Here is a 20767-nt window from a genome sequence, read left to right as displayed (position 1 = left end):
CTTTTAAAACCCTCGGCGTAAACGGGTCTATAGTTAAACGGTTAAAAAGTTCTTCCGTAGAAAGACCAGTAGCATCGTGAATAGTGGAAACGCCACGCATGACGCCAAGCGCAGGATCCGCCGCTGTGCTGTCGCCACAGTTTCAGTTTTGGCACTGGCCTTCAGCTCAAGCCCCTTAGCTTTGGCAGACCCGGATCCGGTAGACGAGCTCATCTCCAAAATGGAAGAGATCTCCCGAGACGCTGAAGCCAAGACCGAATTGGTTAAGCAGCTCGAGGTCGACCTCGAAGCCAAGGAAAAAGACATCGAGGTGCTCAACGCCAACGTCGATGAGGCCCGCGCCCGCGCCGAACAGTCCCGGGACGCGGTCGTGATGCATCAAGGCGACGTCAACAAGATCGCGCAAGTGAAATACCGCGGTGCAACCATTGACCCCATCACTAATGTGATCTCTGCGGAAAACCCCCAGAACGCTATTGACCGCGCTGCCTACATCAGCGCACTAGAGCGTCGAACCGAAAACACCGTTGCGCAGCTGCACGATGCTGCACGCGCAAACGCTGATGCTCTCAATGACGCCGCGTCGGCCGTTGCCGAAGCCGAATACCAGGCCGCAGAACTGCGTAAGCGTCGTGAAGATTTGGAAAAGCAGCAAGAAGAGCTCAAGGCCCGCACCGAAGAAATCAAGCAGGCCGTCGATGCGTTGTCGCCCCAGGACCGTCAGCGCTGGCGCGAAAAGAACGGCCCCGCCGACTACACGCTGGCCGGCCTGGTTGGGGCGAACCCCCAAGGCATGTCCGCGTTGGAAGCGGGCATGACCAAGATCGGCTCGCCCTACGGTTGGGGCGCTACCGGCCCGAACGTATTCGACTGTTCCGGTTTGGTCGTCTGGTCCTACGCCCAGCAGGGTATTTCTGTTCCCCGGACCTCTCAAGCACAAATGTCCGGCGGTATCCCCGTCAGTAGAGACCAGCTGCAGCCCGGCGACGTCGTCGGCTTCTACCCGGGTGCAACACACGTCGGTATTTACGCGGGCAACGGTATGATCCTGCATGCCAGCGACTACGGCATCCCCGTGCAGGTTGTTCCCATGGACTCCATGCCGTTCTACGGGGCGCGGCGCTACTAAACCATGCGGCTGCTTGTCGTCACCAACGACTACCCGCCCACGGTTGGCGGGATCCAGTCCTACGTTCGTGATTTCCTAGCAACCCTCGATGGCAGTGGGGTAGAGGTCTATGTTCTGGCCTCAACCCAAAACGCCGAAGAAGCTGCAGAATACGATCGGCAGCTAGCAGCGAACATCACCGCTATCCGCTACCCAGTACGGGTCATGTTGCCGACCTTACGGCTGCGCAAGCGCATGCAGTCGATTATCACCGAGTACGACATCGACACCGTGTGGTTTCCTGCGGCAGCACCTCTGGCTGTCCTCGCGCCCGCGGCACGGGCAGCAGGGGCAAGCAGAGTTGTCGCCTCCACACATGGGCACGAAGTCGGTTGGTCTATGCTGCCAGGCGCACGTCAGGTCCTTAGGCGCATCGGCCGCAGCGTCGATACCTTGAGCTACATTTCCAACTACACCCGCGGGCGCCTTGACACCGCGTTCGGTGGTCCCGAATGGTGTGCTTTGCCTTCAGGCGTGGACCTCCACACTTTCCGGCCGCTTGATAAACAGGACGTCCTAAGAGTACGCGCGCAGCACGGACTTCCGCCCGACGCTCCATTGGTGACCTGCGTGTCACGTTTGGTGAAACGCAAAGGTCAAGACATCCTCATAGACGTGTGGCCAGAGATTGTGCGAACCCACCCGGATGCTCAGTTGCTCATCATCGGCGAAGGCCCTTACGGATCAAACCTGTCACGACGCCGCGAGGCCAGCAGCGCCAAAAGCAACATCCGGTTGCTGGGCCGGCAGCCTTTTAGTGACATGGTTGAGATACTCGCGGCCTCAACCGTCGCCGCCATGCCATGCAGAACGCGTGGCAAAGGTCTTGATGTTGAAGGCCTGGGTATCGTATACCTCGAAGCACAGGCCTGCGGCATCCCCGCAATCGCAGGTAAATCAGGCGGCGCACCGGAAACAGTGGATCACGGGCGCACCGGATTCGTGGTTGACGGCCGAGACCCCCGCGACGTCATTAACAGGCTGAGGCAACTGCTGGACGACCCGGAGCTACGCACACAGTATGGACGTGCGGGCCGCGAAGCAATGGAAGACCAATGGTCATGGGAGCAACGGGCAGTCACCTTTCGCCAATTCCTCCACATGCCCAGCGACCCCAGGAGCAGCACAAAATGAACACAGGCAGCGTCACTATTGGCTTCGACATTGGGGGCACCAACCTGCGCGGCGGGGTGGTAGACGCCCACGGGCACATTATCGATATGCACGCCATCCCGACCCCGCGCACAGCCGAGGGGCTTGAGCAAGGAATCATCAGCATCACCCAAAAACTACAGCGCGAGCACAATGTGCAAGCCATTGGTGTTGCCGTGGCGGGATTCCTCGATGCAGAATGCAGCACGGTGCGCTTTGCCCCCCATTTGCCGTGGCGTGATCGCAATGTCAAGCAGGTGCTCGAAGCGGCACTCGATATGCCAGTGACCTTGGAACACGACGCCAATTCGGCAGCGTGGGGCGAATACATCTTTGGTGCGGCGCGTGGGGCCCGCATATGGTCTCTGTTCTCGCTCGGCACGGGCATCGGTGGTGCGATCATGATCGACGGCACCCTGTTTCGCGGCGCGTACGGCACCGCGCCAGAATATGGGCACCTGCAAGTGGTGCCCAACGGTAGGCCCTGTGCGTGCGGAAAGACCGGCTGCTTGGAGCGTTATTGTTCCGGCACCGCACTGGTGACCACGGCGATGGAAAATGCCTCCAACTTCGACAGTCCGCTGGCTCAAACATGTATGCGTGCCCCCGGCCAAGTCACCGGGCACACCATTTTTGACGCCGCGGAGGCCGGCGACCCGTTGGGTGTTCACGCTGTCGGCGAGTTTGCGGACTGGTTGGGCCTTGGTTTGGGCATCGTCGGGGATGTCATCGACCCTGAGTTGATCGTGCTCAGTGGTGGTGTGAGTACCCGATCGGAGCTCTACCTTTCCCGGGCGTACGAGCGCTACTTGCGCACCCCTGTGGGTAGCGCACACCGTCCGCACGCTAGTGTTAAAACGGCAAAATTAGGCGCCGAGGCAGGTATGATCGGGGTCGCACATTTGGCGGCCGGCACGAGGGTTCACGAGGGTTAAAGGAACAGGGCTGAAGGAACAATGACTATGCATAACAAGTGGTACTGGGTTTTCAAGAACGTCCTTTTCGGCCCCGCTCTTCGGGTATACAACCGTCCGTACTCTCGGGGGTTGGACAATATCCCAGACCACGGTGGTGCAATTCTTGCTTCGAATCATCAATCGGTGATGGATTCTTTCTTCCTGCCGTTGTTGTGCAAGCGCCAGATTACTTTCTTGGCTAAGCAGGAATATTTCACGGGTACCGGCCTGGTTGGTAAGGCCCAGCGTTGGTTTTTCACCTCTGCTGGTCAGGTCCCGATTGATCGTTCCAGTGGTGACGCCGCGCGTGCCGCGATGGAATCCGGCAAGCGTGTGGTGCTCGAGGGGGATCTGTTGGGTATTTATCCCGAGGGCACTCGTTCCCCGGATGGCCGTTTGTACCGTGGCAAGACGGGCATGGCCCATATTGCGTTGGATACCGGAGTGCCGATTGTTCCCATTGCGATGATTGGTAGCCGGAAGGCTAATCTGATTGGTAGCTGGATTCCCCGCCCGGTTCGCGTTGGTGTGATTGCGGGGGAACCTATCGATCCGCGCGCTTATGTGGAGTCCAAGGGGCTGGATCCGGAGTCCCATGAGGCCGCGCGTGTGCTCACTGATTATGTGATGCAGCGACTGGTGGAGCTTACGGGAGGGGCATACGTTGATATGTATGCCGCAGATGTGAAGGAAAGCCTTGCGGCCGGCAAGGGCTACCCTGAGGGAGCCGAGCTCTAGCTTTATGCCAACCCCAGCACGACAGCGTCTTGTTTGGCCGGACGTTGCTAGGGGAGTGGCCATCCTTGGCCTGGTGATTTTGTACGTCAGCATTGACGTGCCCGGAGGCAAGGACACTTTTCTAGCAGCGCTGAACTATTATCTTGGCCCCATCCGGCTGCCTTTATTTTTTGTCATTAGTGGCTACTTTGGTGTAAAGCTTCTACGGTTTAATCTGCGTGACCTGATCTTCCGCAGGCTGTGGTTTTTCGCAGTGCCGTATGCATTTTTCTCCCTTTTCGAAGCGCGGCTGAAGCGCAACGAAATTCTGATGAAGTACCCCGGGCTGGATCCTAAAGATCTAGAAACTCTCCCGCATATGGCTATCGCCGGCGATAGTGTGTACTGGTTTTTGTACTGTTTGGTGATCTGCACCTGTATCTTGTGGATCACTCGCAGGCTGCCGGCTTGGTTGGCGATGGTCGTGTCTTTCGCCCCACTTGGCTTGCTGATGGTGCACGAACAATCAACACCGATCGTGTACAACACCATGTTGTTTTTGCCGATGTTTGTGGCTGGTGCGCGGATCAAACCAGCTTTTACGTGGTTGTCGGAGCATACGTTCCGGTGGACGGCTATTGTTCCGACGGTTGGCTTGGGGGCCCTGGGTTTTTGGATGCTTACCCATGGCGTATGGCATACCGACAGTGGTTTGCCGTACCACGATTGGGCTGTATGGAACTATGCGGCGGATCCTCTGGCTAGCGGTCTCATTGGGCGCTTGTTTAGCCAGTTGTTGATTATCCCTTTGGCCATTGCAGTAGCCCGTATATTGTCGTTGGTTCCGGCGGTGGCGCGACCTTTGCAGTTTGTTGGCAGTCACACTTTGGTGATTTATCTGGGGCACCCGTTGGCGATGACGTTTGTGTTTAACACGCTGTTTTATCGCTATGACATTTATGTGTTGAACCGGGATAATCCTGATAACCCGCTGTTGTGGTCGTGCATTTGTTTTGTTCTGTGCGCGGCGGGCTCGTATTTTGTGTGGCTGTGGTCCAAGGTTCCGGTGCTGGGCTGGGTTGTGGTGCCGCCGCAGCTATTGGATGAGGTCGCTGGGTTGCGTGAGCGCCTCGGTGGCCGCGGGAGTGGTGGACGCTTCGATAAGGAAGCGCACGAGCATCAGCACGCCGACGATAGCCAGCGGAGCCCACAGGGTTAGTAGCGCAGGCCAGGCCGCAAAGCCACCGAACAGGGCCATGGGAAGCCCCAGCAGAACTAGGGGGCGTAGTGTTGCGTTGTTGCGAAGGAGCACAGCGAGCAGTACGAATACCACCATTGCGCCGGCACCGATGAGCGTGTTGGCGTTATCCATGGGTAGTGCCAGTGCACGGATCCAGTCGCGGGTGAGTTGGGGGTCGATTGCCAGCGCAATGATGGTGGCGAAACCAGCTACCATCGCGGCGCGCATTTTCGACGCCCACGTGGGCAGCACGATGATCAACACCGCTGGCCACGCCGCCATCGCAGCCACCACACCGGTAGCGATGCCACCAAAACGACTGGTGCGCAGCAGGTAGATGTCCGATATCGCGGCTGCCAGTACCAGCAGCACGATGTGCCCGTCATTGACTGCGTTGAGGACGGGGATCAGCGTGAGCATCATCGCCGTGATAAAGCCGACGCTTGTGTTAATCACCGGTTCGGAGGAATTAATGACGCCGCGTTGCAGGGCGTAGGCGGCCAGGACTAGGGAAGCAACGCTGACGGCTGTCCACACAACTGTGGCTGCGGTTTCTCCCAGAAGAGCAAGAACACCAAGCACGAAAGTGCCGGCGGGGGTGACGGTGTAGACGTAGTGCACAAAATCGTGCTCAATATATCCGCCGTAGACCGGCAGACCAGCGAACACCCGTTGCGAGGCACCCAGGAATTGCTGGAACCAGGTCTGGTAGGCCAAGGTGAAACTACTGTCGGCGCTATCGGATTTGATCAACACAAGACGCAGCAGGCACACAACCAACAGCCACGTGCACACAGCAAACGCCCGTGAGGCAACGCGCGACGCGACGTCATTGGTGAAAAACAACTCGGGGCGGGCGGGCACATCAGCCCCACGGCCAAACACCGTGGGGCACGTGCACGCCACGATCACCAAAGCGATTGCGATGAACACGTAGGCGCTGCCAATAAACTGGCTGCTCAATGGCCAATAGATTTCGCGGTCATTGGCGTGGGGGAGGACGAAGAACGGAACAACAATCATCGTCGAGAAAATGATCACCGCGAAACCGCCCGCTAACCCGCGTACACGCTCGCTTCCAGGCTGGAAAGCAGACACCACAAGCAGTAACACCAAAGGGATCAACCAGGTCCAGTGGTGCGTCCACGACACAGGCGAACACAGAGCCGCGACAAACGAATTGACCAGCAGCGCACCAACAGCATTACCCGCGCGCAGCAAACGCACCATCCCGAAGGATGCTGCGCAAATAGTGAGGACAACCGCGACCTTCCACAAGGTCTGCTGCAGGTCCTCATCCCCCGGGAACAAACGCGCAAACAAACCGCGGAAAGATTGGTTAGTCGAATAAGCCAACCCGCCAATACGGGACGGATCCCGCAAGGTGTTAAACCAATATTCCTTCGATACATCTGGGCGTATAAGCCAGGCCAGCGCCGTAAAACCGACACCAAACACGGCTGTCTGAATTGCCGAACGCCAGTCACGCTTGAGCAAGAAAAATAGCCCGAACACCGCAGGTGTCAGTTTGATGGCCGCAGCCAAACCGATAAATAACCCCCGGGGAACACGGCTGCGCGGACGCAAAGTGTCAGCAATCACCAAGGCCATAAGAAGCACGTTGACCTGCGCGAAACCCAAAGTCTCACGCACCGGGTCGCACACAATAGCCACAGGAAGCACCATGAGCGCAAGCAAACGGCAATCAGACAAAGGCAAGCGCGTAGCCGCACCCAACACGACAACCATGCACCACCACAAGGCCAACAACGTCAGCCCGTTAAGGATTACCGAGCCGATATTGACCGGAAGCAACACCAGAGGAGTAAACAGCATCGCAGCCAACGGGGGATAGGTAAACGGCAACATGATGCCGCCAACCTGGAAATCCCGTGTATAAATGTTTTCCCCAGCCAGCAAAGAGCGTGCGCCCTCGCGGTAAACATCAATATCGATGTGGTACTTCAATAGATGCTCCGACATATCGCCCGTCAGATTCAACGTGAAGGGCAACATGAATAACAGCACCAAAGCCAAAGAAACAACCATGGCGCCACGTCGATACGACGCCTGGGGAATAATCCTCATGAACATAGAGTCTACTGGGTCGACACCCAGGCCCCTTCAACTACAGTGATGGTGTGCGCTACTTCTACGACACCGAATTTATCGAAGATGGCAAAACCATCGACCTTGTGTCCATTGGGGTCGTCGCCGAAGACGACCGAGAGTTCTACGCGGTGTCAACGGATTTTGACGCAAGCAAAGCAAACTCCTGGGTGAAAACCCACGTCCTCAACCAGCTGCCCAACCCCAGTGAATCCTGCTGGATGAACAACGACGCCATCCGCGAACGCCTGCTTGAATTCCTCCTCGCAGCCGACGATGGCAAACACATCGAACTGTGGGCATGGGTGGGGGCCTACGACCACGTGTTGCTGGCACAACTCTGGGGGGACATGCGTGGCCTGCCCAAGCAACTACCGAGGTACACACGCGAGCTCAAGCAACTATGGGAGATGGCAGGCAAACCCGAACTGCCGCCCATTCCCGACGGCAACCATGACGCACTCGTCGATGCCCGACATAATCTCGCGAAGTTCCAAGCCTGCAACAACGCAATGCCCCTTGACTCCCGTAACCGTGTGAAGTCCAAGTGGGTTTAGTCCCAGTGCCCAACCTGCCCTAAGGGCAGCAGATTATATGCCCTGTGGTAAAAATAACCTGTGAGTTGGACAGTAGATATCCCCGTTGAAGAGCTTCCGGACCTTCCCCCACTACCCAGTGGCATTCAGGAACGTTTCGAAGATGTCGTGGCACGTGACGCCAAGCAGCAGCCCAGCTGGGATCGCAAGCAGGCAGACACTGTCCGCAATATTCTAGAGTCGGTCCCGCCGATCGTCGTCGCGCCAGAAATCCTTGAGCTGAAAAAGCAGCTTAAAGAGGTAGCGCTAGGTCGAGCATTCTTGCTGCAAGGCGGCGACTGCGCCGAAACCTTCGAATCAAACACCGAACCGCACATTCGCGCCAACATCAAAACCCTGCTGCAGATGGCAGTTGTTTTGACCTACGGTGCATCCACCCCCGTGGTCAAGATGGCCCGTATCGCCGGCCAGTACGCCAAGCCGCGTTCCTCTGACCTAGACGAAAACGGTCTGCCGAATTACCGTGGCGACATCGTCAACGGTGTGGAACCCGATGCGGAATCGCGGCGTCACGATCCGGCACGCATGGTCCGTGCCTACGCGAACTCTTCCGCAGCGATGAACCTCGTCCGTGCACTGACGGGTTCGGGCACCGCGGACCTCCACCGCCTCAACGAGTGGAACCGCGAGTTCGTTGCAAACTCTCCCGCAGGTGCCCGCTACGAAAACCTCGCAGAGGAAATCGAAGCAGGCCTGAAATTCATGGAGGCCTGCGGGGTTGCAGACCACAACCTGCGCCGTGCTGACATTTTCTGCTCCCACGAGGCGCTCCTGGTCGACTACGAACGTGCCATGCTGCGGCTTGCGCAGAATGAGGTCGGCGAAACTGAGCTATTCAACCTCTCCGCCCACCAAGTGTGGGTAGGGGAGCGCACTCGTGGCATCGATGACTTCCACGTCAACCTGGCCGCACTGATCTCCAACCCGGTCGGCATCAAGATTGGCCCGACGTGCACCCCGGAAGAGGCCGTCGCCTACGCCGACAAGCTCGACCCGAATTTCGAGCCCGGCTGCCTGACAATGGTCGCCCGCATGGGCCACGACAAGGTTCGTGACGTTCTGCCCCCGATCGTCGAGGCTGTGGAGGCGTCCGGACACAAGGTGATTTGGCAGTCTGATCCCATGCACGGCAATACCCACACGTCCTCGAACGGGTACAAGACCCGCCACTTCGACAAGGTCATTGACGAGGTTCAGGGCTTCTTCGAAGTGCACCGTGCGTTGGGTACCCACCCTGGTGGCATCCACATCGAGTTCACTGGCGAAGACGTCACCGAGTGCTTGGGTGGTGCAGAAGACATCACTGATATTGATTTGCCCGGCCGTTACGAGTCTGCGTGTGATCCCCGTTTGAACACTCAGCAGTCGCTGGAGCTGTCCTTCTTGGTTGCGGAGATGCTTCGCAACCGCTAGGGTTTTTCCCTCAAAGCACATCGCCCCACCTGAAATTGAACAGGTGGGGCGATGTGCTTTCTAAGGTGCTCTGGCGCTAACCGATGGATTTGATAGTCACCGTGGTCCCGACAGCGACCTTCGAACCTGCCTTCGGGCTCTGGCTATACACGACGGCGTTGTCCTTACCATCGATATCGACGTTCAAGCCCATGTCCAGTAGGGTGCTTTCCGCTTCGCTGACCTTTTTACCCATGAGCGATGGGACAATAACCTTTCCGTTCATCACAAGGTCGACGGTATTGAACTCGGGATCAATAAGTTTGCCGGCAGCTGGCGCAGTTTTGACAACCGCCTGGCCGTTGCGGCTCGTTGCCTCCTCGTCTGTAGTGACCGTGCCGACGGTCAGGCCGGCGTCGCCGAGTATGCGTCGGGCCTCATCGAGGGTCTTGTCTTTGAGATCCGGAACCTCCAGGGCTGTCGACACGTAGAGATCAACTTCATCACCGCGCCGCAGTTCAGCATTGGAATCGGGGCTGGTTCGGATAACGTGATCCTTCTTGATCTTCTGGTCGAATTCGGGGATGACCTTCCGAACCCTGAGCCCAGCCTTTTCCAGCGCATCTCGGGCCTTATCTTGGCTGAGCCCTGCGAGCTTAGGTACTTTGATTGGTGCTGGCCCCTTGCTGAGGTGCACTGTGACGGTGCTGTGCGTAGCCACAACAGTCCCAGGGCTTGGCTGGGTGCTCGAAATCTGCCCGGCGGGCACGGAGTCGGAGTATTCCTCTTCTCCAACTCGAAGCCCTAGCGTGCGCTCCGAGGCGAGGCCTCGAAAGTCTTGAACACTGCCGCTGGCAGGGATCTCAGGGACGGCAGGTTGCCCTAGAGATTGACGAATGGCGACGTTGCTGCCTTTCGGGATGCGTTCGCCGCCGGGGGGTTGAGTGCCGATGATCTGCTCGGCGGGTATGTCGTCGCTGTATTCCTGGCTGGTTGTGGCGGTAAAACCAGCCTGTTCGATGGTTGTCACGGCTTGGGCTTGGCCCATGCCGATGATCTGCGGGACTTCCCCGTAGCGGCCGGATCCAAACCACCAACCGCCGAGTGCAACAGCTGCGATGAGTGCAGTGATGAGTCCTGACCACAGTGCGATTTTCCAGCCAGAGCGGTTGGACACGGGCTTGCCGGGAGCATAATTCTGCTGTTCGTACTGCTCGTCGTAAGTGTCGACGGGTGCGTCTTGGTGGTCCTGCTCGTAGTGTGCAGGCGGCGGTGGCGCAACAAGTGGTCCCTCCCAGACTTGCGTGTCGGTGGGTTTGGACGCGTGGACGGGTGCTGCAAGCACGGCCGGTAGAACCCCGGTGTTGTTGAGTACACCGGTCAGAAGATCGGTGTTTTCTGCTTGCTCGAATGAGCGATGCGCCGCGGCGTGTTCCGGAATGGGAACGTTAAATGCGGGCAGCTGTAGTTCCTCCGCGACGTCATTAATGGCAGCGAGGAATTCCCCCGCGTCGGAGAATCGATTGCTGACGTCGCGTGCGGTTGCGGTGGCTACGAGCGCATCGATCAGGGTCGGAACACCGGCGATCTGGCCAGAGGGGGCGGGGACGTCTTCGCTGAGGCGGGCGAACGCGCGGTCGGTGGGGTCGCCTTCGTCGAAGGGGATGCCGCCGGTGAGTAGTTCGTAGAGGACAATGCCGGCCGAGTAGACGTCGCTGGCGGGGCCGATGTCTGCCCCTTCTACCTGCTCGGGGGAGAGGTAGGAGACGGTGCCGATGATTTCAGTGGCGGCGTGGTCGGCTGCGCGCACGAGGCCGAAGTCAGCTAGTTTAACGGTGTGGTCGCCGTTGATGAGGATGTTGTCGGGTTTAATGTCGCGGTGTACCATGCCTGCCTCGTGGGCGACGGCCAGGCCGGTGAGGACACTACGCATGACCGACATCGCGGCATGAGGTGGCATGGGGCCGCGTTCGTCGAGGAGTTCGCGTAGCGTGCCGCCGGTGATGAGTTCCATGACCAGGAAGACGGGCTCGCCGCTGTCTTGTTCACCCATGACACTGTCGTAGACGTTGACCAGGTTGGGGTGGGATAGTCGCGCCATGGAGCGGGCTTCGCGGCGGAAGCGGCTGCGGAACACGGGATTGTCTGCGTAGTCCGCGTGCATCACTTTGGCGGCGACGTGTCGGCCTAGGCGCAGGTCAACGCACCGGTAGACGGTGGACATTCCTCCCGCGGCAATGGGTGCTTCAATGCGGTAGCGGTCGTCGAGGAGGTCACCTGGGTACAGTTGTTCTCGCGTGGACATGCGCTCAAGTATATGCGGCGGGTGGACTGGGTAGTATGTGCGTTGTGACTTCTACACCTGATGTTTCTGTTCTTCCCGTTGATGAGCCCGTGATTACCGTCCCTGATGCCGCTGAGCGCATGGGGGTTGTGGTGACGCGCGTGATGGCGCATTTGGGTGATCGCGACATGATCGCTGTGCGTAAAGATGGGGTTCGTTATCTGCCCGCGCGCTATTTCAATGAGGATGGTCAGCTGAATCGCTTTGTCCCAGGCGTGATCAAGCTTCTCCTGGATGGTTCATACACAGAGGAGGAAATCCTGGAGTTTCTGTTCACGGAGGATGATTCTTTGCCGGGCCGCCCGATTGATGCTGTGCATGGGCATTTGGCTCGGGAGGTTATGCGGCGGGCACAGGCGATGGCTTTCTAGTCCCGCTGTAAACTACCTTGACTGCGGCGATCGATAGTACGATTGATAGTGCGACCCAGGGGAGGTCGTAGAGCTTGTGGTTGCCGCTTCCAGCGAATTCCCACGCAACAAACAATGACGTCGCGATCATGACGCGTTGCAGTTTTTCTCCGGGTTTCACGACGCCGTAGAGGGAGATGAGGCTGGCGTAGTACCAGGGGAGGGTGACGGCGTTGAACAGCACCGCTACGGTGTAGGCTGCGGCGGTGCCTCGGATGGCGCCTAGTTCTGTTTTTCTTGCTAGCCACCAGACGATGACGAGGCCCAGGAGCATGGCGATCATGCCAATGGTTCGAGTGGTGGACAGGATCGTGTTGTAGGGGATGTTTTCGTCTATGTATTTGCCGTTCGCGGTGATGATGTCGGCGGCTAGTGTGGGTAGCGCTAGGGGGTTAATCACTTTTGAGTTGCCGGATAGTTGGCTGACCCATCCCCATGAGGAGCCGGATAGGCGGGTAATGATGGCTATGGTGGCGACGGTGATGGCCGTCATCCAGGTGCCGCTGATGATGAAGGCGACAACGGGGTGGATTCCGTGTTTGTTGGATAGTCGGTGGGTTTCGATCCAAACGAGGAAGGGCAGGGCGATAATTGCGGTTGCTTTGAGCGCGATGGCGGCGCCGAGCAGGACGACGGGTGTGTGCCGGCGTAGAGCAAGATAGATGGTGATGCTGACGAGCCCGACCATCACGGATTCGTTGTGCATGCCACCGACGAGGTGGAAGATCATCACGGGGTTGGCCACGCCGATCCACTGCGCCCATGTGGGATTAGCGCCCAGATGTTGGGCGATTTTGGGGATGGACCAGGAGATAGCGATAAAGCCCGCGAGAGACACAATTTTGTATAGAAGGACGCCAAGGGTGACGTTGTCGCCGCTGATGCTGGTGATTCCTTCGCCCAGCCACAGGTGGAGAGGACCGTAGGGGGTGGTGGTGTTGCGCCAGTCGTGGCTGACCTCGAGCAACAGTGGCCCGGGGTTAACAGCTGCGCCTTCGGTGTACGGATCGAAGCCGTCGCGCAGCATGGCCCCTTGCATGAGGTACGAGTAGACGTCGCGGCTGAACATGGGGGCGGCGAGCGCTAGCGGAGCAACCCATGCGGCGAGGGTGCGGTTGATCTCGCGGAGCGCCACGCTGGTGGTGCGTATGCGATACCCGAGGATGATCCACGCGGCAATGAGCGCGGCAGTACCGATGAAAAACAATACGTTGGAGAATCCTGCACCGTGCCCGTAGCTGAAGAATCGTAGGCCGAGTGCGTCGAGGACTCCGCCGCGGTAGCGAATAGCCCCGCCACCGAAGCTGCCGAGGGTGATAGCCACGGCGCCGATGAGCCCGAGCGTGCGGGGGTTTATGGAATCGCGCAGGCGCGCGAGGTGCTCCCAGCGAGTATCAGTGGCGGGGGTCATGGGGACTACATCTTCCTCACGAGTGCTTGGTTAGCTAGTGCCCGCAACGTGGCGCGTAGTTCTTCGGGGATGCTTGGGTATTCGAGGGCATTGAGTCCACTGGTGGTCAGCTCGGAGATCCGCTGCTCGACTTGCTCCACGGCATCGGTGGAGGCGATGAGGTCGGACAAATGCGCGATGTCTTCCGGTGTGGAGGCAGTGCCGAGCCCTGCACGCAGTTGTGACGCGGCGTCAGGATTGTGCGTGTCTGCCCACGACAGTGCTTTGGCAAACAGCACGGTGCGTTTGCCTTCGCGTAAGTCATCGCCGGCGGGCTTACCAGTGACAGAGGGATCGCCAAAAACACCGAGCATGTCGTCTCGAAGCTGGTAGGCGATGCCGATGTCGCGCCCGTATGTCAGCAGCCTGCTGGTGGCTTCCTCAGAAGCGCCGGCAAGCGCAGCCCCTAAATGCAGGGGACGTTCGATGGTGTACGCAGCTGTCTTGTAGCGGTTGACTTTTTCCGATTCGCGCTCGTCTTCTCCGCGGGTGGCTTCTAGGCAGATATCTAGGAGTTGCCCGGCGATAACCTCTGATCGCATGTCTTGCCAGGGCTGATACATGCGCGATAGGCCATCGGCGCTGACACCGGAGTCGCGGAGCATGTCGTCGGCCCAGGCGAGTGCGAGGTCGCCCACTAGAATGGCGACGGCTTCGCCGAAAGCGCGGCTAGATCCGTGTAGTTGGGCGTCTTGGTGGTTGGTTTCGACGGCTTTGTGGACGGTTGGGTTGCCGCGCCGGGTGTCGGAGGAGTCGATGATGTCGTCGTGGATGAGGGCGCAGGCTTGGATCAGTTCGAGTGCGGTGAAGGCGCGCAATACTGCGGCGTCATCTTCTTGCGCGACGTCAGTTGTGTTTTTGAGGCCCGTGTAGGCCGCCCAGGCAAATTGTGGGCGGATGCGTTTGCCACCGTTGGTAGCGAATTGTGTGAGCAGGTTGATGGAGTTGGCGACGTGGGGTGAGATGCTTCCGAGCTGTTGGTTTTTGGAGTCGAGGTAGGCTCGTAGTTCGTTGTTGATGGTGTCGACCAGGGTGGCTGTGTCGTCGCTGTGGGTTGTGCGCATGTGTTGTCCTTTAAGTTTGGCCTCGTGGACGTACTCGGCGTGACTGCACGTGTGGTGTGTGGTAGCTGTGGGCGCTCGCGAAGCAGCAGACCAAGGGGGCTAGTTTTTATAGACAGCTTGGTCGGTGTGGCTCACGTACATCGCTTCTTTCCCTCCTACCATACTTGCTATGTCCGAAAACCTTGCCCAGCAGACCTCCGGTCAGTCCCGAACCCAGCTGCAGCTGCCCATCTTGCAGGCCATTAACTTGCCGGCTCCGGGTAGGGTGCCTTTTTCTGTAGAGTTTATGCCCCCTCGTGATGACGCCGCGGAAAACAGGCTGTGGCGAGCCGCCGAAACGTTCCATGACCTGGGAGCAGCCTTCGTATCTGTGACTTACGGTGCGGGCGGATCCACACGCCAACGGACCGCCCGCATTGCACACAGGCTGACGCAGCAACCTCTCACAACGTTGGTGCACCTGACCCTCGTTGACCACAGCACTGACGAATTGGTGGAGATCCTCAAGGGATACGCAGAGCAGGGGCTAACAAACTTGCTTGCTTTGCGTGGGGACCCGCCAGGGGATCCCCTGGGTGATTGGCAGGCCTGCGAGGATGGATTGAGCTACGCCAGTGAGCTCATTGATCTTGTTGGCCAGATACCTGAATGCTCCCGCTTTGAGGTGGGTATCGCTAGTTTCCCCGAGGGGCATTACCGGGCGAAAGACCTGGAGGAAGACACCTTCTATACTCTCGCGAAATTACGCGCTGGCGCGCAGTATTCGATTACGCAGATGTTTTTCGACGTCGAGCACTACCTTCGCCTGCGTGATCGTTTGGCGGCAGCGGATCCGGAACATGGTTCGAAGCCGGTGATTCCGGGGTTGATGCCCATAACGAGTTTGCGTTCGGTGCGTCGACAGGTGGAGCTGTCAGGGGCGCAGCTGCCGGCGGGGTTGGAAAGCCGGCTGGAGCGAGCAGCGGCAGGTGATCCAGACAAAGCAGCAGAAGAGGTCCGCAAGGTGGGTATCGAGGTAACCACGCAGATGGCTGAAAGGCTCATTTCCGAAGGAGCTCCGGACCTGCACTTCATGACACTCAACTTCGCCCGGGCTACACAAGAGGTCCTCCACAATTTGGGCATGGCTCCGGCCTGGGGGCCGGACCAGGGGCATGACGCCGTGCGCTAGCAGCTATCCGGTGCTGCGCTCTTTAGCGGCAGTTGCGCTCGAAGGATAGCGAAGGCGCGTGGATCCCCGGGAAAGTGGAAATCGCGAAGCACATCGTAAAAGCCCAGGTGACGGTAGAGTCCGAAGGCATTGTTGTTTTCGCCCTCGACCTCTGGGGTAGATAGCATGATTGCCTCAGCTTGAGTCCTCTGGGACAAACCAACCAGCATTGCGCGCCCCACTCCGTGGCCTTGGTATTTAGGGTGAACGTGGATTTCGCTCAGTTCAAAGTAATGGGATAACTGTGGGAACCGCAGCTGCGTATCTAGTCGCGCCTCAGAGCGTTCCACTAATCCGTAGTGAACTTGGCGGTACCAATTGTCGGTGGGAGCCGCCAGGTATCCGAATGCCACCCCGATGGTGTGTTGTTCCGAAAACGCGGCGACAGACAAAAACCCCGGATGAGTGGTGCATCGTTGCCAGAACGCGCGCCGGGATTTCTCGGCTGGCAACCCCATTGCTTGGCTATAGATGCTGATGAGTGCATCGCAGTGGGCCGCGAATTCTGAGGGGTGGAGGAAACGCCAGTAGTAATCCGTTCCGTCGATTAGATGGCGTTGGGGTGAGTGCATGGGTGCTCCGTGGGCTGTGGGGGTGTCATTTCCGAGCGTACTAATTTGCGACGGTGGCCGCGACGGAAAGTGAAAAATAGAACAGCTGTGCACAGTTGCTGGGCTACTGAAAGAGAACGTGAACTCGTTTTATTATGGCGTAGCACCTCGGTCTGTTCGAATGTTCGAAGTTTTTCGCTGTCCACTGTCCGGTGGACTTTATAGATTCATCCCATAGTTAAAGCTAAACACCTAGTTAAAGGGGACAGTCACATGAATGCACCACTAAAGACCGCCAATGGCACTAGCGACACTTTCCCGGGGCGGTCCGCTGCATCTGAAGGGCCGACGTTGACGATGGTCACGCCTCATGCGCGCTGTCGAGGTCAAAGCTCTAGCAGCGTTGCTTCTGCAAGCGTGCGCGGAAGCGGCCGGCTCAGTGACGCAGAACTATTCGCGTGGAAGGCTCACACCTTACTGAGTCAGGGCAAGAAAGAGCATGGCCTGGGTAATTACGAGATGTCGGTGGAACTAGCTTACCAAGCTGCCTTGCGATGCGTTGGGGCTATGGTTGCCGCCAGTTCCCTCTCGCGCAAGAAGCGACTGCCAACAAATGCGTGGGATCAGCTTCGCCTGTTGGGTGAGTGCGAGGCTCAGCAGGCTGATGAATTCCAGCGTTTTAGCGTGCTCCGCAAGCGTGCCACCCTTGGGGTGGGGCCGGAGTTAACCGAGAGTGCTGTGGCAGAGATGCTGGCAGCCGTAGATAGCTTCGTCGACGATGTTGACAACGCCGTGGGGTGGGCTGTGGCTGCATAAGCTGTGCAGACACGTCACGAAGGTTGGTTCCGGGAACTTGACCCGCCTGTCGGACGTTAAACAGGCGTATAAAAGGGTGTGATGGCCTGTGAGGGCCACACGTCCATCCCAGAAAAATTTAGTTCCTGGATTCACTTGGAGGAATCGTGTCGCTTTCCGACCGCGAGCAGCAGGCGCTTCGTGAAATAGAAATGTCGCTGATGGCAGACGATCCCAATTTCGGTCGTATCGACGAAGGTCCGGCACTGCCGGGGGTTGCCTTGCGATCGATCGCCTTGTTTGCTCTTGGTTTGTGCATGCTTGTTGGCGGTATCGCGTTCGTGAAAACCAGTCAACTTTTCCTCATCTTGAGCGCAGTCGGTTTCCTCGTCATGTTCGTTGCCGGGATTTGGTTCGTGCGTGGATCGTCGGCCAATAATCAGGGAGGGGCGACCCCTACATCGAAACGTCGGTTGAACTCCGCCTCCAAGCCTGCGAAATCCAAGAAGGCTTCCTCCTTAGAAGAAGATTTCTACAAGCGTTTCAACCGCGACTAGACGGGCCCAGCTAGCGCTTTCCCACTTTGCTCCACTTGTAAGCAATCGTGGGGAAAAGAGGCAAACAGCATCGTGCTGTTTGCCTCTTTTTATTGGCATATTCGTGGAAAAAGTCCCGGATTGGCGAGGTCTACGGGGGTAGATCCGGGGTTTTTCACCCACCGTGTGAAAAATGCCCCACTGCGCCCCACCGCACTACCTTTTTCTTTTTAAAAGTCCTGTTCAAAAGGGGTGTGGCTAGATTTTTACCGGGGTCTACAGGGGCTGTCCTTCTGCTGAAAGTTGCCTGTGAACCTGCAGAATGTGTGTGCTGGGGTTGAAAGTGGGGGAAAGTGGGGTATTGTGGGGGGCAGTGGTTGGGACTGGTGTCTTTTCCACCCTGATTGACAACTACATAACCGTCCACAGTGCAGCCCGTGTGTCTGACGTCAGCCGAGAAGAAAGGTGGGTGCGCAATGTTCTTGGGCACCTATAACCCGAAGCTCGATGACAAGGGGCGACTGACCCTTCCGGCTAAGTTTCGTGAGGAACTGGCCGGCGGCCTGATGGTGACAAAAGGCCAGGATCACTCTCTTGCGGTGTACCCGCGGGAGGAGTTTGCTGCTCGGGCGAGAAAAGCTGCGGCTATTTCTCGGTCGAACCCGGAAGCGCGTGCGTTCATCCGTAACTTGGCAGCAAGTGCGGATGAGCAGCGGCCTGACGGGCACGGCAGGATCACCATTTCCCCCGGGCATCGTGAGTATGCGGGCCTGAGCAAGGAGTGCGTGGTTATCGGCTCTGTTGATTTCTTGGAAATCTGGGATGCCGAGGCGTGGAAGCAGTACCAAGAGACCACGGAGGATGCTTTCTCTGCTGGCCAGGATGTTGCTTTGGATGGTCTGTTGTAAGTCGTTGATCGGCGTGCGATGGAACTCTGCTCGAGCGTGAGCGGCTGATGTACTTCCCCAACATCAGCAAAGCCGCTCGAGCAGGGCTCCACGCGCACCGGTCGCTCACCGGCCGTCTGACGTGCCACGCAACATCCTCACCTTGAACGCTCGAAAGGGGGCGCGCCGATATGGAAGGCGAATACGGCCACATTCCGGTCTTACGCGATCGCATGGCGCAGCTCATAGCCCCCGGCGTCAGCGCTCTAGGAAGCAATGCCGTCATCGTTGACGCAACGTTGGGTGCGGGCGGACACTCTGAGCACTTCTTGGAAACCTTCGAGAAAGCATGCGTGTTGGGGGTTGACCGTGACCCGCACGCCCTAGCGGGGGCCCGTGAACGTCTGTCGCGTTTTGGTGATCGCTTCGTGGCTATCCAAGCCAGGTTTGATGACTTCGCCGACGTAGCGGACGAATCCGAGGGCCCAATTTTTGACACTTTGCGCGAGCAGGGCGTAGCCGGCGCATTGTTCGACCTAGGTGTGTCCTCGATGCAGCTTGATCAAGTAGAGCGCGGATTTGCCTACAGGATGGACGCCCCGCTGGATATGCGCATGGATCCCAGCCAGACCAAGACCGCGGCCGACATCTTGAATACCTATTCGCACGGGGAAATCGCGAGGATTTTGAGTACCTATGGTGATGAGCGCTTCGCGGGCAAAATCGCGTCTGCCATTGTGAGGGAGCGTGAAAAGCAGCCCTTCACCACTTCCGCGCGGTTGGTGGAGTTGCTTTATGACACGATTCCGGCAGCCACACGCAAGACCGGTGGACACCCAGCTAAGCGCACATTCCAGGCTTTGCGCGTCGAGGTAAACGCAGAGCTCGATTCCTTGGCAGCAGTGATCCCGGTGATTACTGATCGCCTAGCAGTGGGTGGACGCGCGGTGTTCATGAGCTACCAGTCTCTTGAAGACAAGATCGTCAAGAAGGCCTTGGTTGACATGAGCACCTCGAAGACACCACCTGGGTTGCCCATGGACCTGCCTGGTACCGCTCCTCAATTCCGTCTGATTACTCGTGGGGCTGAGAAAGCTTCCGAGGCGGAGATTGCGGAGAATCCGCGGTCAGCACCGGTTCGTGTCCGAGCGGTGGAGCGTATCGCCCTGCCAGATAGCAGTAGTTTTTCCAGTTCTAGCCGAGGAGTTTTGTGATGGCACAGCAGCGTCGAACCACCATTAGTGAGCGTCGCCAGCAGGGCGTCACTGTGCTGGAACGGGGTGCTGTGCGTCGTGCACATCGTCGCGAACTGGACGAGGCATTGCTGCAGCGTCGTGCCGATGCCTTGCGGGAGGTTGGCTATACCGAGCCTCATCCTGGTCGGGCGTTACGGCCGCAGCCGAAGAAGCGTGGCCGTCGTCTTCAAAAAGAGCTGGGCTCTAAGCAGGTTATTGTCGAGCGCGGCCGCCGCGTCGCGCAGGTCAAGAACGATCCGCATTTCGTTCGCTTCGTGGTGTTCGTCATTGCGTTGCTGTCGGCTTCGGTGGGTGCGGTTATGTTCCTGTCGGCGCACGCGACGTCACAGACCTTTAGTCTCCAGGATCTGAAGTCGCAGGAAACTCAGCTGGATAACGAGCTTGAGTCTTTGCATCGCGATTTGGAAAGCGTGCGTTCATCTGCGGAGATCGCTCGTCGCGCTTCCGAAATGGGGTTTGTTGTCCCCGATCGGCCGGGTGTGCTGGAGGTTTCCCATGGTGCGGAGGCTCCGGTTGCGGAGGTCTTGGCGTCGGATGCGGCGAAGACTCGCCCGTTGGTTGACGTCAACGGCAATAAGGTTCGTGCGAGCTCGGCGACGTCCAACCCCGCAGAAACTCGCGCTGTGACGGATTCTTTGGATCAGTTGCCGCGGGTTGAACAGGTTCCTGGTGTTGCTCCGTATTCTTCTCGGGGTGCTGACGTCGCGTCGGTTCCGGCTGTAGGCCAGCCCGCGCAGGATGCGGCTGCGCCTGCTCAGCCTGTGCGCGAGCAGTCTGCCCCCGCGCAACCTGCGCCTGCTCAGACGGCTCCGGTTGATGATGGTGCATCTACTGTTGCGCCTGTCGGCGGAGAGTAAGTGTCGCTATGGCTTCGGTGCGTCGGGGCGAGCCGGATCGGGGCCGGCCCGGTCGATCGGTAGTGTCGGATGATGTG

The 20767-nt window shown here is 58.4% G+C and carries 18 protein-coding genes and 1 pseudogene; 14 read left to right on the top strand and 5 right to left on the bottom strand.

The genetic code is table 11. From position 1 onward, the window contains the following. Window positions 1-76 precede the first annotated feature (76 nt). The 5 genes and pseudogenes from CARG_RS10385 to CARG_RS10500 all read left to right on the top strand — a co-directional run. Complete coding sequence (locus tag CARG_RS10385) at window positions 77-1129, top strand: C40 family peptidase (RefSeq protein WP_020976637.1); 1053 nt, start codon at window positions 77-79, stop codon at window positions 1127-1129. Between the two features lie 3 nt (window positions 1130-1132). After that, window positions 1133-2302 (top strand): glycosyltransferase family 4 protein, encoded by a 1170-nt coding sequence (locus CARG_RS10380; RefSeq protein ID WP_020976636.1) that lies wholly within the window; start codon window positions 1133-1135, stop codon window positions 2300-2302. Beyond that, complete coding sequence (locus CARG_RS06595; RefSeq protein ID WP_020976635.1) at window positions 2299-3255, top strand: ROK family glucokinase; 957 nt, start codon at window positions 2299-2301, stop codon at window positions 3253-3255. Before CARG_RS10380 ends, CARG_RS06595 begins: the two co-directional genes overlap by 4 nt. 27 nt (window positions 3256-3282) lie before the next feature. After that, window positions 3283-4014: a lysophospholipid acyltransferase family protein gene (locus CARG_RS06590; protein ID WP_020976634.1), complete on the top strand. Its 732-nt coding sequence runs from the start codon at window positions 3283-3285 to the stop codon at window positions 4012-4014. A gap of 4 nt (window positions 4015-4018) precedes the next feature. After that, a pseudogene (locus CARG_RS10500) lies at window positions 4019-5029 on the top strand (acyltransferase family protein); the annotation flags it as partial. 60 nt (window positions 5030-5089) lie between these two features. Here the strand turns inward: CARG_RS10500 and CARG_RS09670 are convergent. Then, window positions 5090-7321, bottom strand: a complete 2232-nt coding sequence (locus CARG_RS09670) for a glycosyltransferase 87 family protein (protein ID WP_169733209.1) — start codon at window positions 7319-7321, stop codon at window positions 5090-5092. 53 nt (window positions 7322-7374) lie between these two features. Here CARG_RS09670 and CARG_RS06580 point away from each other — a divergent pair, with 53 nt between their 5' ends. Both CARG_RS06580 and CARG_RS06575 read left to right on the top strand, forming a co-directional pair. Next, window positions 7375-7899, top strand: a complete 525-nt coding sequence (locus CARG_RS06580; protein ID WP_020976632.1) for a polyadenylate-specific 3'-exoribonuclease AS — start codon at window positions 7375-7377, stop codon at window positions 7897-7899. Between the two features lie 60 nt (window positions 7900-7959). Further along, entirely contained in the window at window positions 7960-9351 is a 1392-nt protein-coding gene (locus CARG_RS06575; RefSeq protein ID WP_020976631.1) for a class II 3-deoxy-7-phosphoheptulonate synthase, read from the top strand. Between the two features lie 76 nt (window positions 9352-9427). Here CARG_RS06575 and pknB read toward each other — a convergent pair whose 3' ends face one another. Further along, window positions 9428-11635, bottom strand: coding sequence for a Stk1 family PASTA domain-containing Ser/Thr kinase (pknB, locus tag CARG_RS06570; protein WP_020976630.1), 2208 nt, complete (start codon window positions 11633-11635; stop codon window positions 9428-9430). A gap of 44 nt (window positions 11636-11679) precedes the next feature. On the opposite strand from pknB, the gene CARG_RS06565 reads away from it, so the two are divergent. Beyond that, window positions 11680-12045: an Rv2175c family DNA-binding protein gene (locus tag CARG_RS06565; RefSeq protein ID WP_234873358.1), complete on the top strand. Its 366-nt coding sequence runs from the start codon at window positions 11680-11682 to the stop codon at window positions 12043-12045. Here CARG_RS06565 and CARG_RS06560 read toward each other — a convergent pair. Beyond that, complete coding sequence (locus CARG_RS06560; RefSeq protein ID WP_020976628.1) at window positions 12014-13495, bottom strand: alpha-(1->6)-mannopyranosyltransferase A; 1482 nt, start codon at window positions 13493-13495, stop codon at window positions 12014-12016. The genes CARG_RS06565 and CARG_RS06560 overlap by 32 nt on opposite strands. A 5-nt stretch (window positions 13496-13500) precedes the next feature. After that, a complete protein-coding gene (locus CARG_RS06555) occupies window positions 13501-14598 on the bottom strand; it encodes a polyprenyl synthetase family protein (RefSeq protein WP_020976627.1) in 1098 nt (365 codons plus the stop codon). A gap of 169 nt (window positions 14599-14767) precedes the next feature. On the opposite strand from CARG_RS06555, the gene CARG_RS06550 reads away from it, so the two are divergent. After that, on the top strand, window positions 14768-15769 hold the full coding sequence (locus CARG_RS06550; RefSeq protein WP_046203992.1) for a methylenetetrahydrofolate reductase: 1002 nt from the start codon (window positions 14768-14770) through the stop codon (window positions 15767-15769). Here the strand turns inward: CARG_RS06550 and CARG_RS06545 are convergent. Then, window positions 15766-16380 (bottom strand): GNAT family N-acetyltransferase, encoded by a 615-nt coding sequence (locus tag CARG_RS06545; protein WP_020976625.1) that lies wholly within the window; start codon window positions 16378-16380, stop codon window positions 15766-15768. The genes CARG_RS06550 and CARG_RS06545 overlap by 4 nt on opposite strands. A gap of 252 nt (window positions 16381-16632) precedes the next feature. On the opposite strand from CARG_RS06545, the gene CARG_RS06540 reads away from it, so the two are divergent. The 5 genes from CARG_RS06540 to CARG_RS09665 all read left to right on the top strand — a co-directional run bounded on the left by CARG_RS06540 (window position 16633) and on the right by CARG_RS09665 (window position 20690). Beyond that, window positions 16633-17175 carry an SAV_6107 family HEPN domain-containing protein gene (locus CARG_RS06540; protein ID WP_020976624.1) on the top strand — a complete coding sequence of 181 codons (543 nt, stop codon included), beginning with the start codon at window positions 16633-16635 and terminating at the stop codon, window positions 17173-17175. A 146-nt stretch (window positions 17176-17321) separates the two neighbouring features. Continuing rightward, entirely contained in the window at window positions 17322-17711 is a 390-nt protein-coding gene (locus tag CARG_RS06535) for a DUF3040 domain-containing protein (protein ID WP_020976623.1), read from the top strand. Between the two features lie 455 nt (window positions 17712-18166). After that, entirely contained in the window at window positions 18167-18598 is a 432-nt protein-coding gene (mraZ, locus tag CARG_RS06530; RefSeq protein WP_020976622.1) for a division/cell wall cluster transcriptional repressor MraZ, read from the top strand. A gap of 170 nt (window positions 18599-18768) precedes the next feature. Next, complete coding sequence (gene rsmH / locus CARG_RS06525; protein WP_020976621.1) at window positions 18769-19791, top strand: 16S rRNA (cytosine(1402)-N(4))-methyltransferase RsmH; 1023 nt, start codon at window positions 18769-18771, stop codon at window positions 19789-19791. Next, window positions 19791-20690 (top strand): hypothetical protein, encoded by a 900-nt coding sequence (locus tag CARG_RS09665; protein ID WP_020976620.1) that lies wholly within the window; start codon window positions 19791-19793, stop codon window positions 20688-20690. Before rsmH ends, CARG_RS09665 begins: the two co-directional genes overlap by 1 nt. Window positions 20691-20767: the final 77 nt, after the last annotated feature.

Source organism: Corynebacterium argentoratense DSM 44202 (assembly GCF_000590555.1).
GTDB lineage: Bacteria > Actinomycetota > Actinomycetes > Mycobacteriales > Mycobacteriaceae > Corynebacterium > Corynebacterium argentoratense.
The sequence above is the reverse complement of the archived record's forward strand: the minus strand, read 5'-3'. Positions and strand labels throughout refer to the sequence as shown.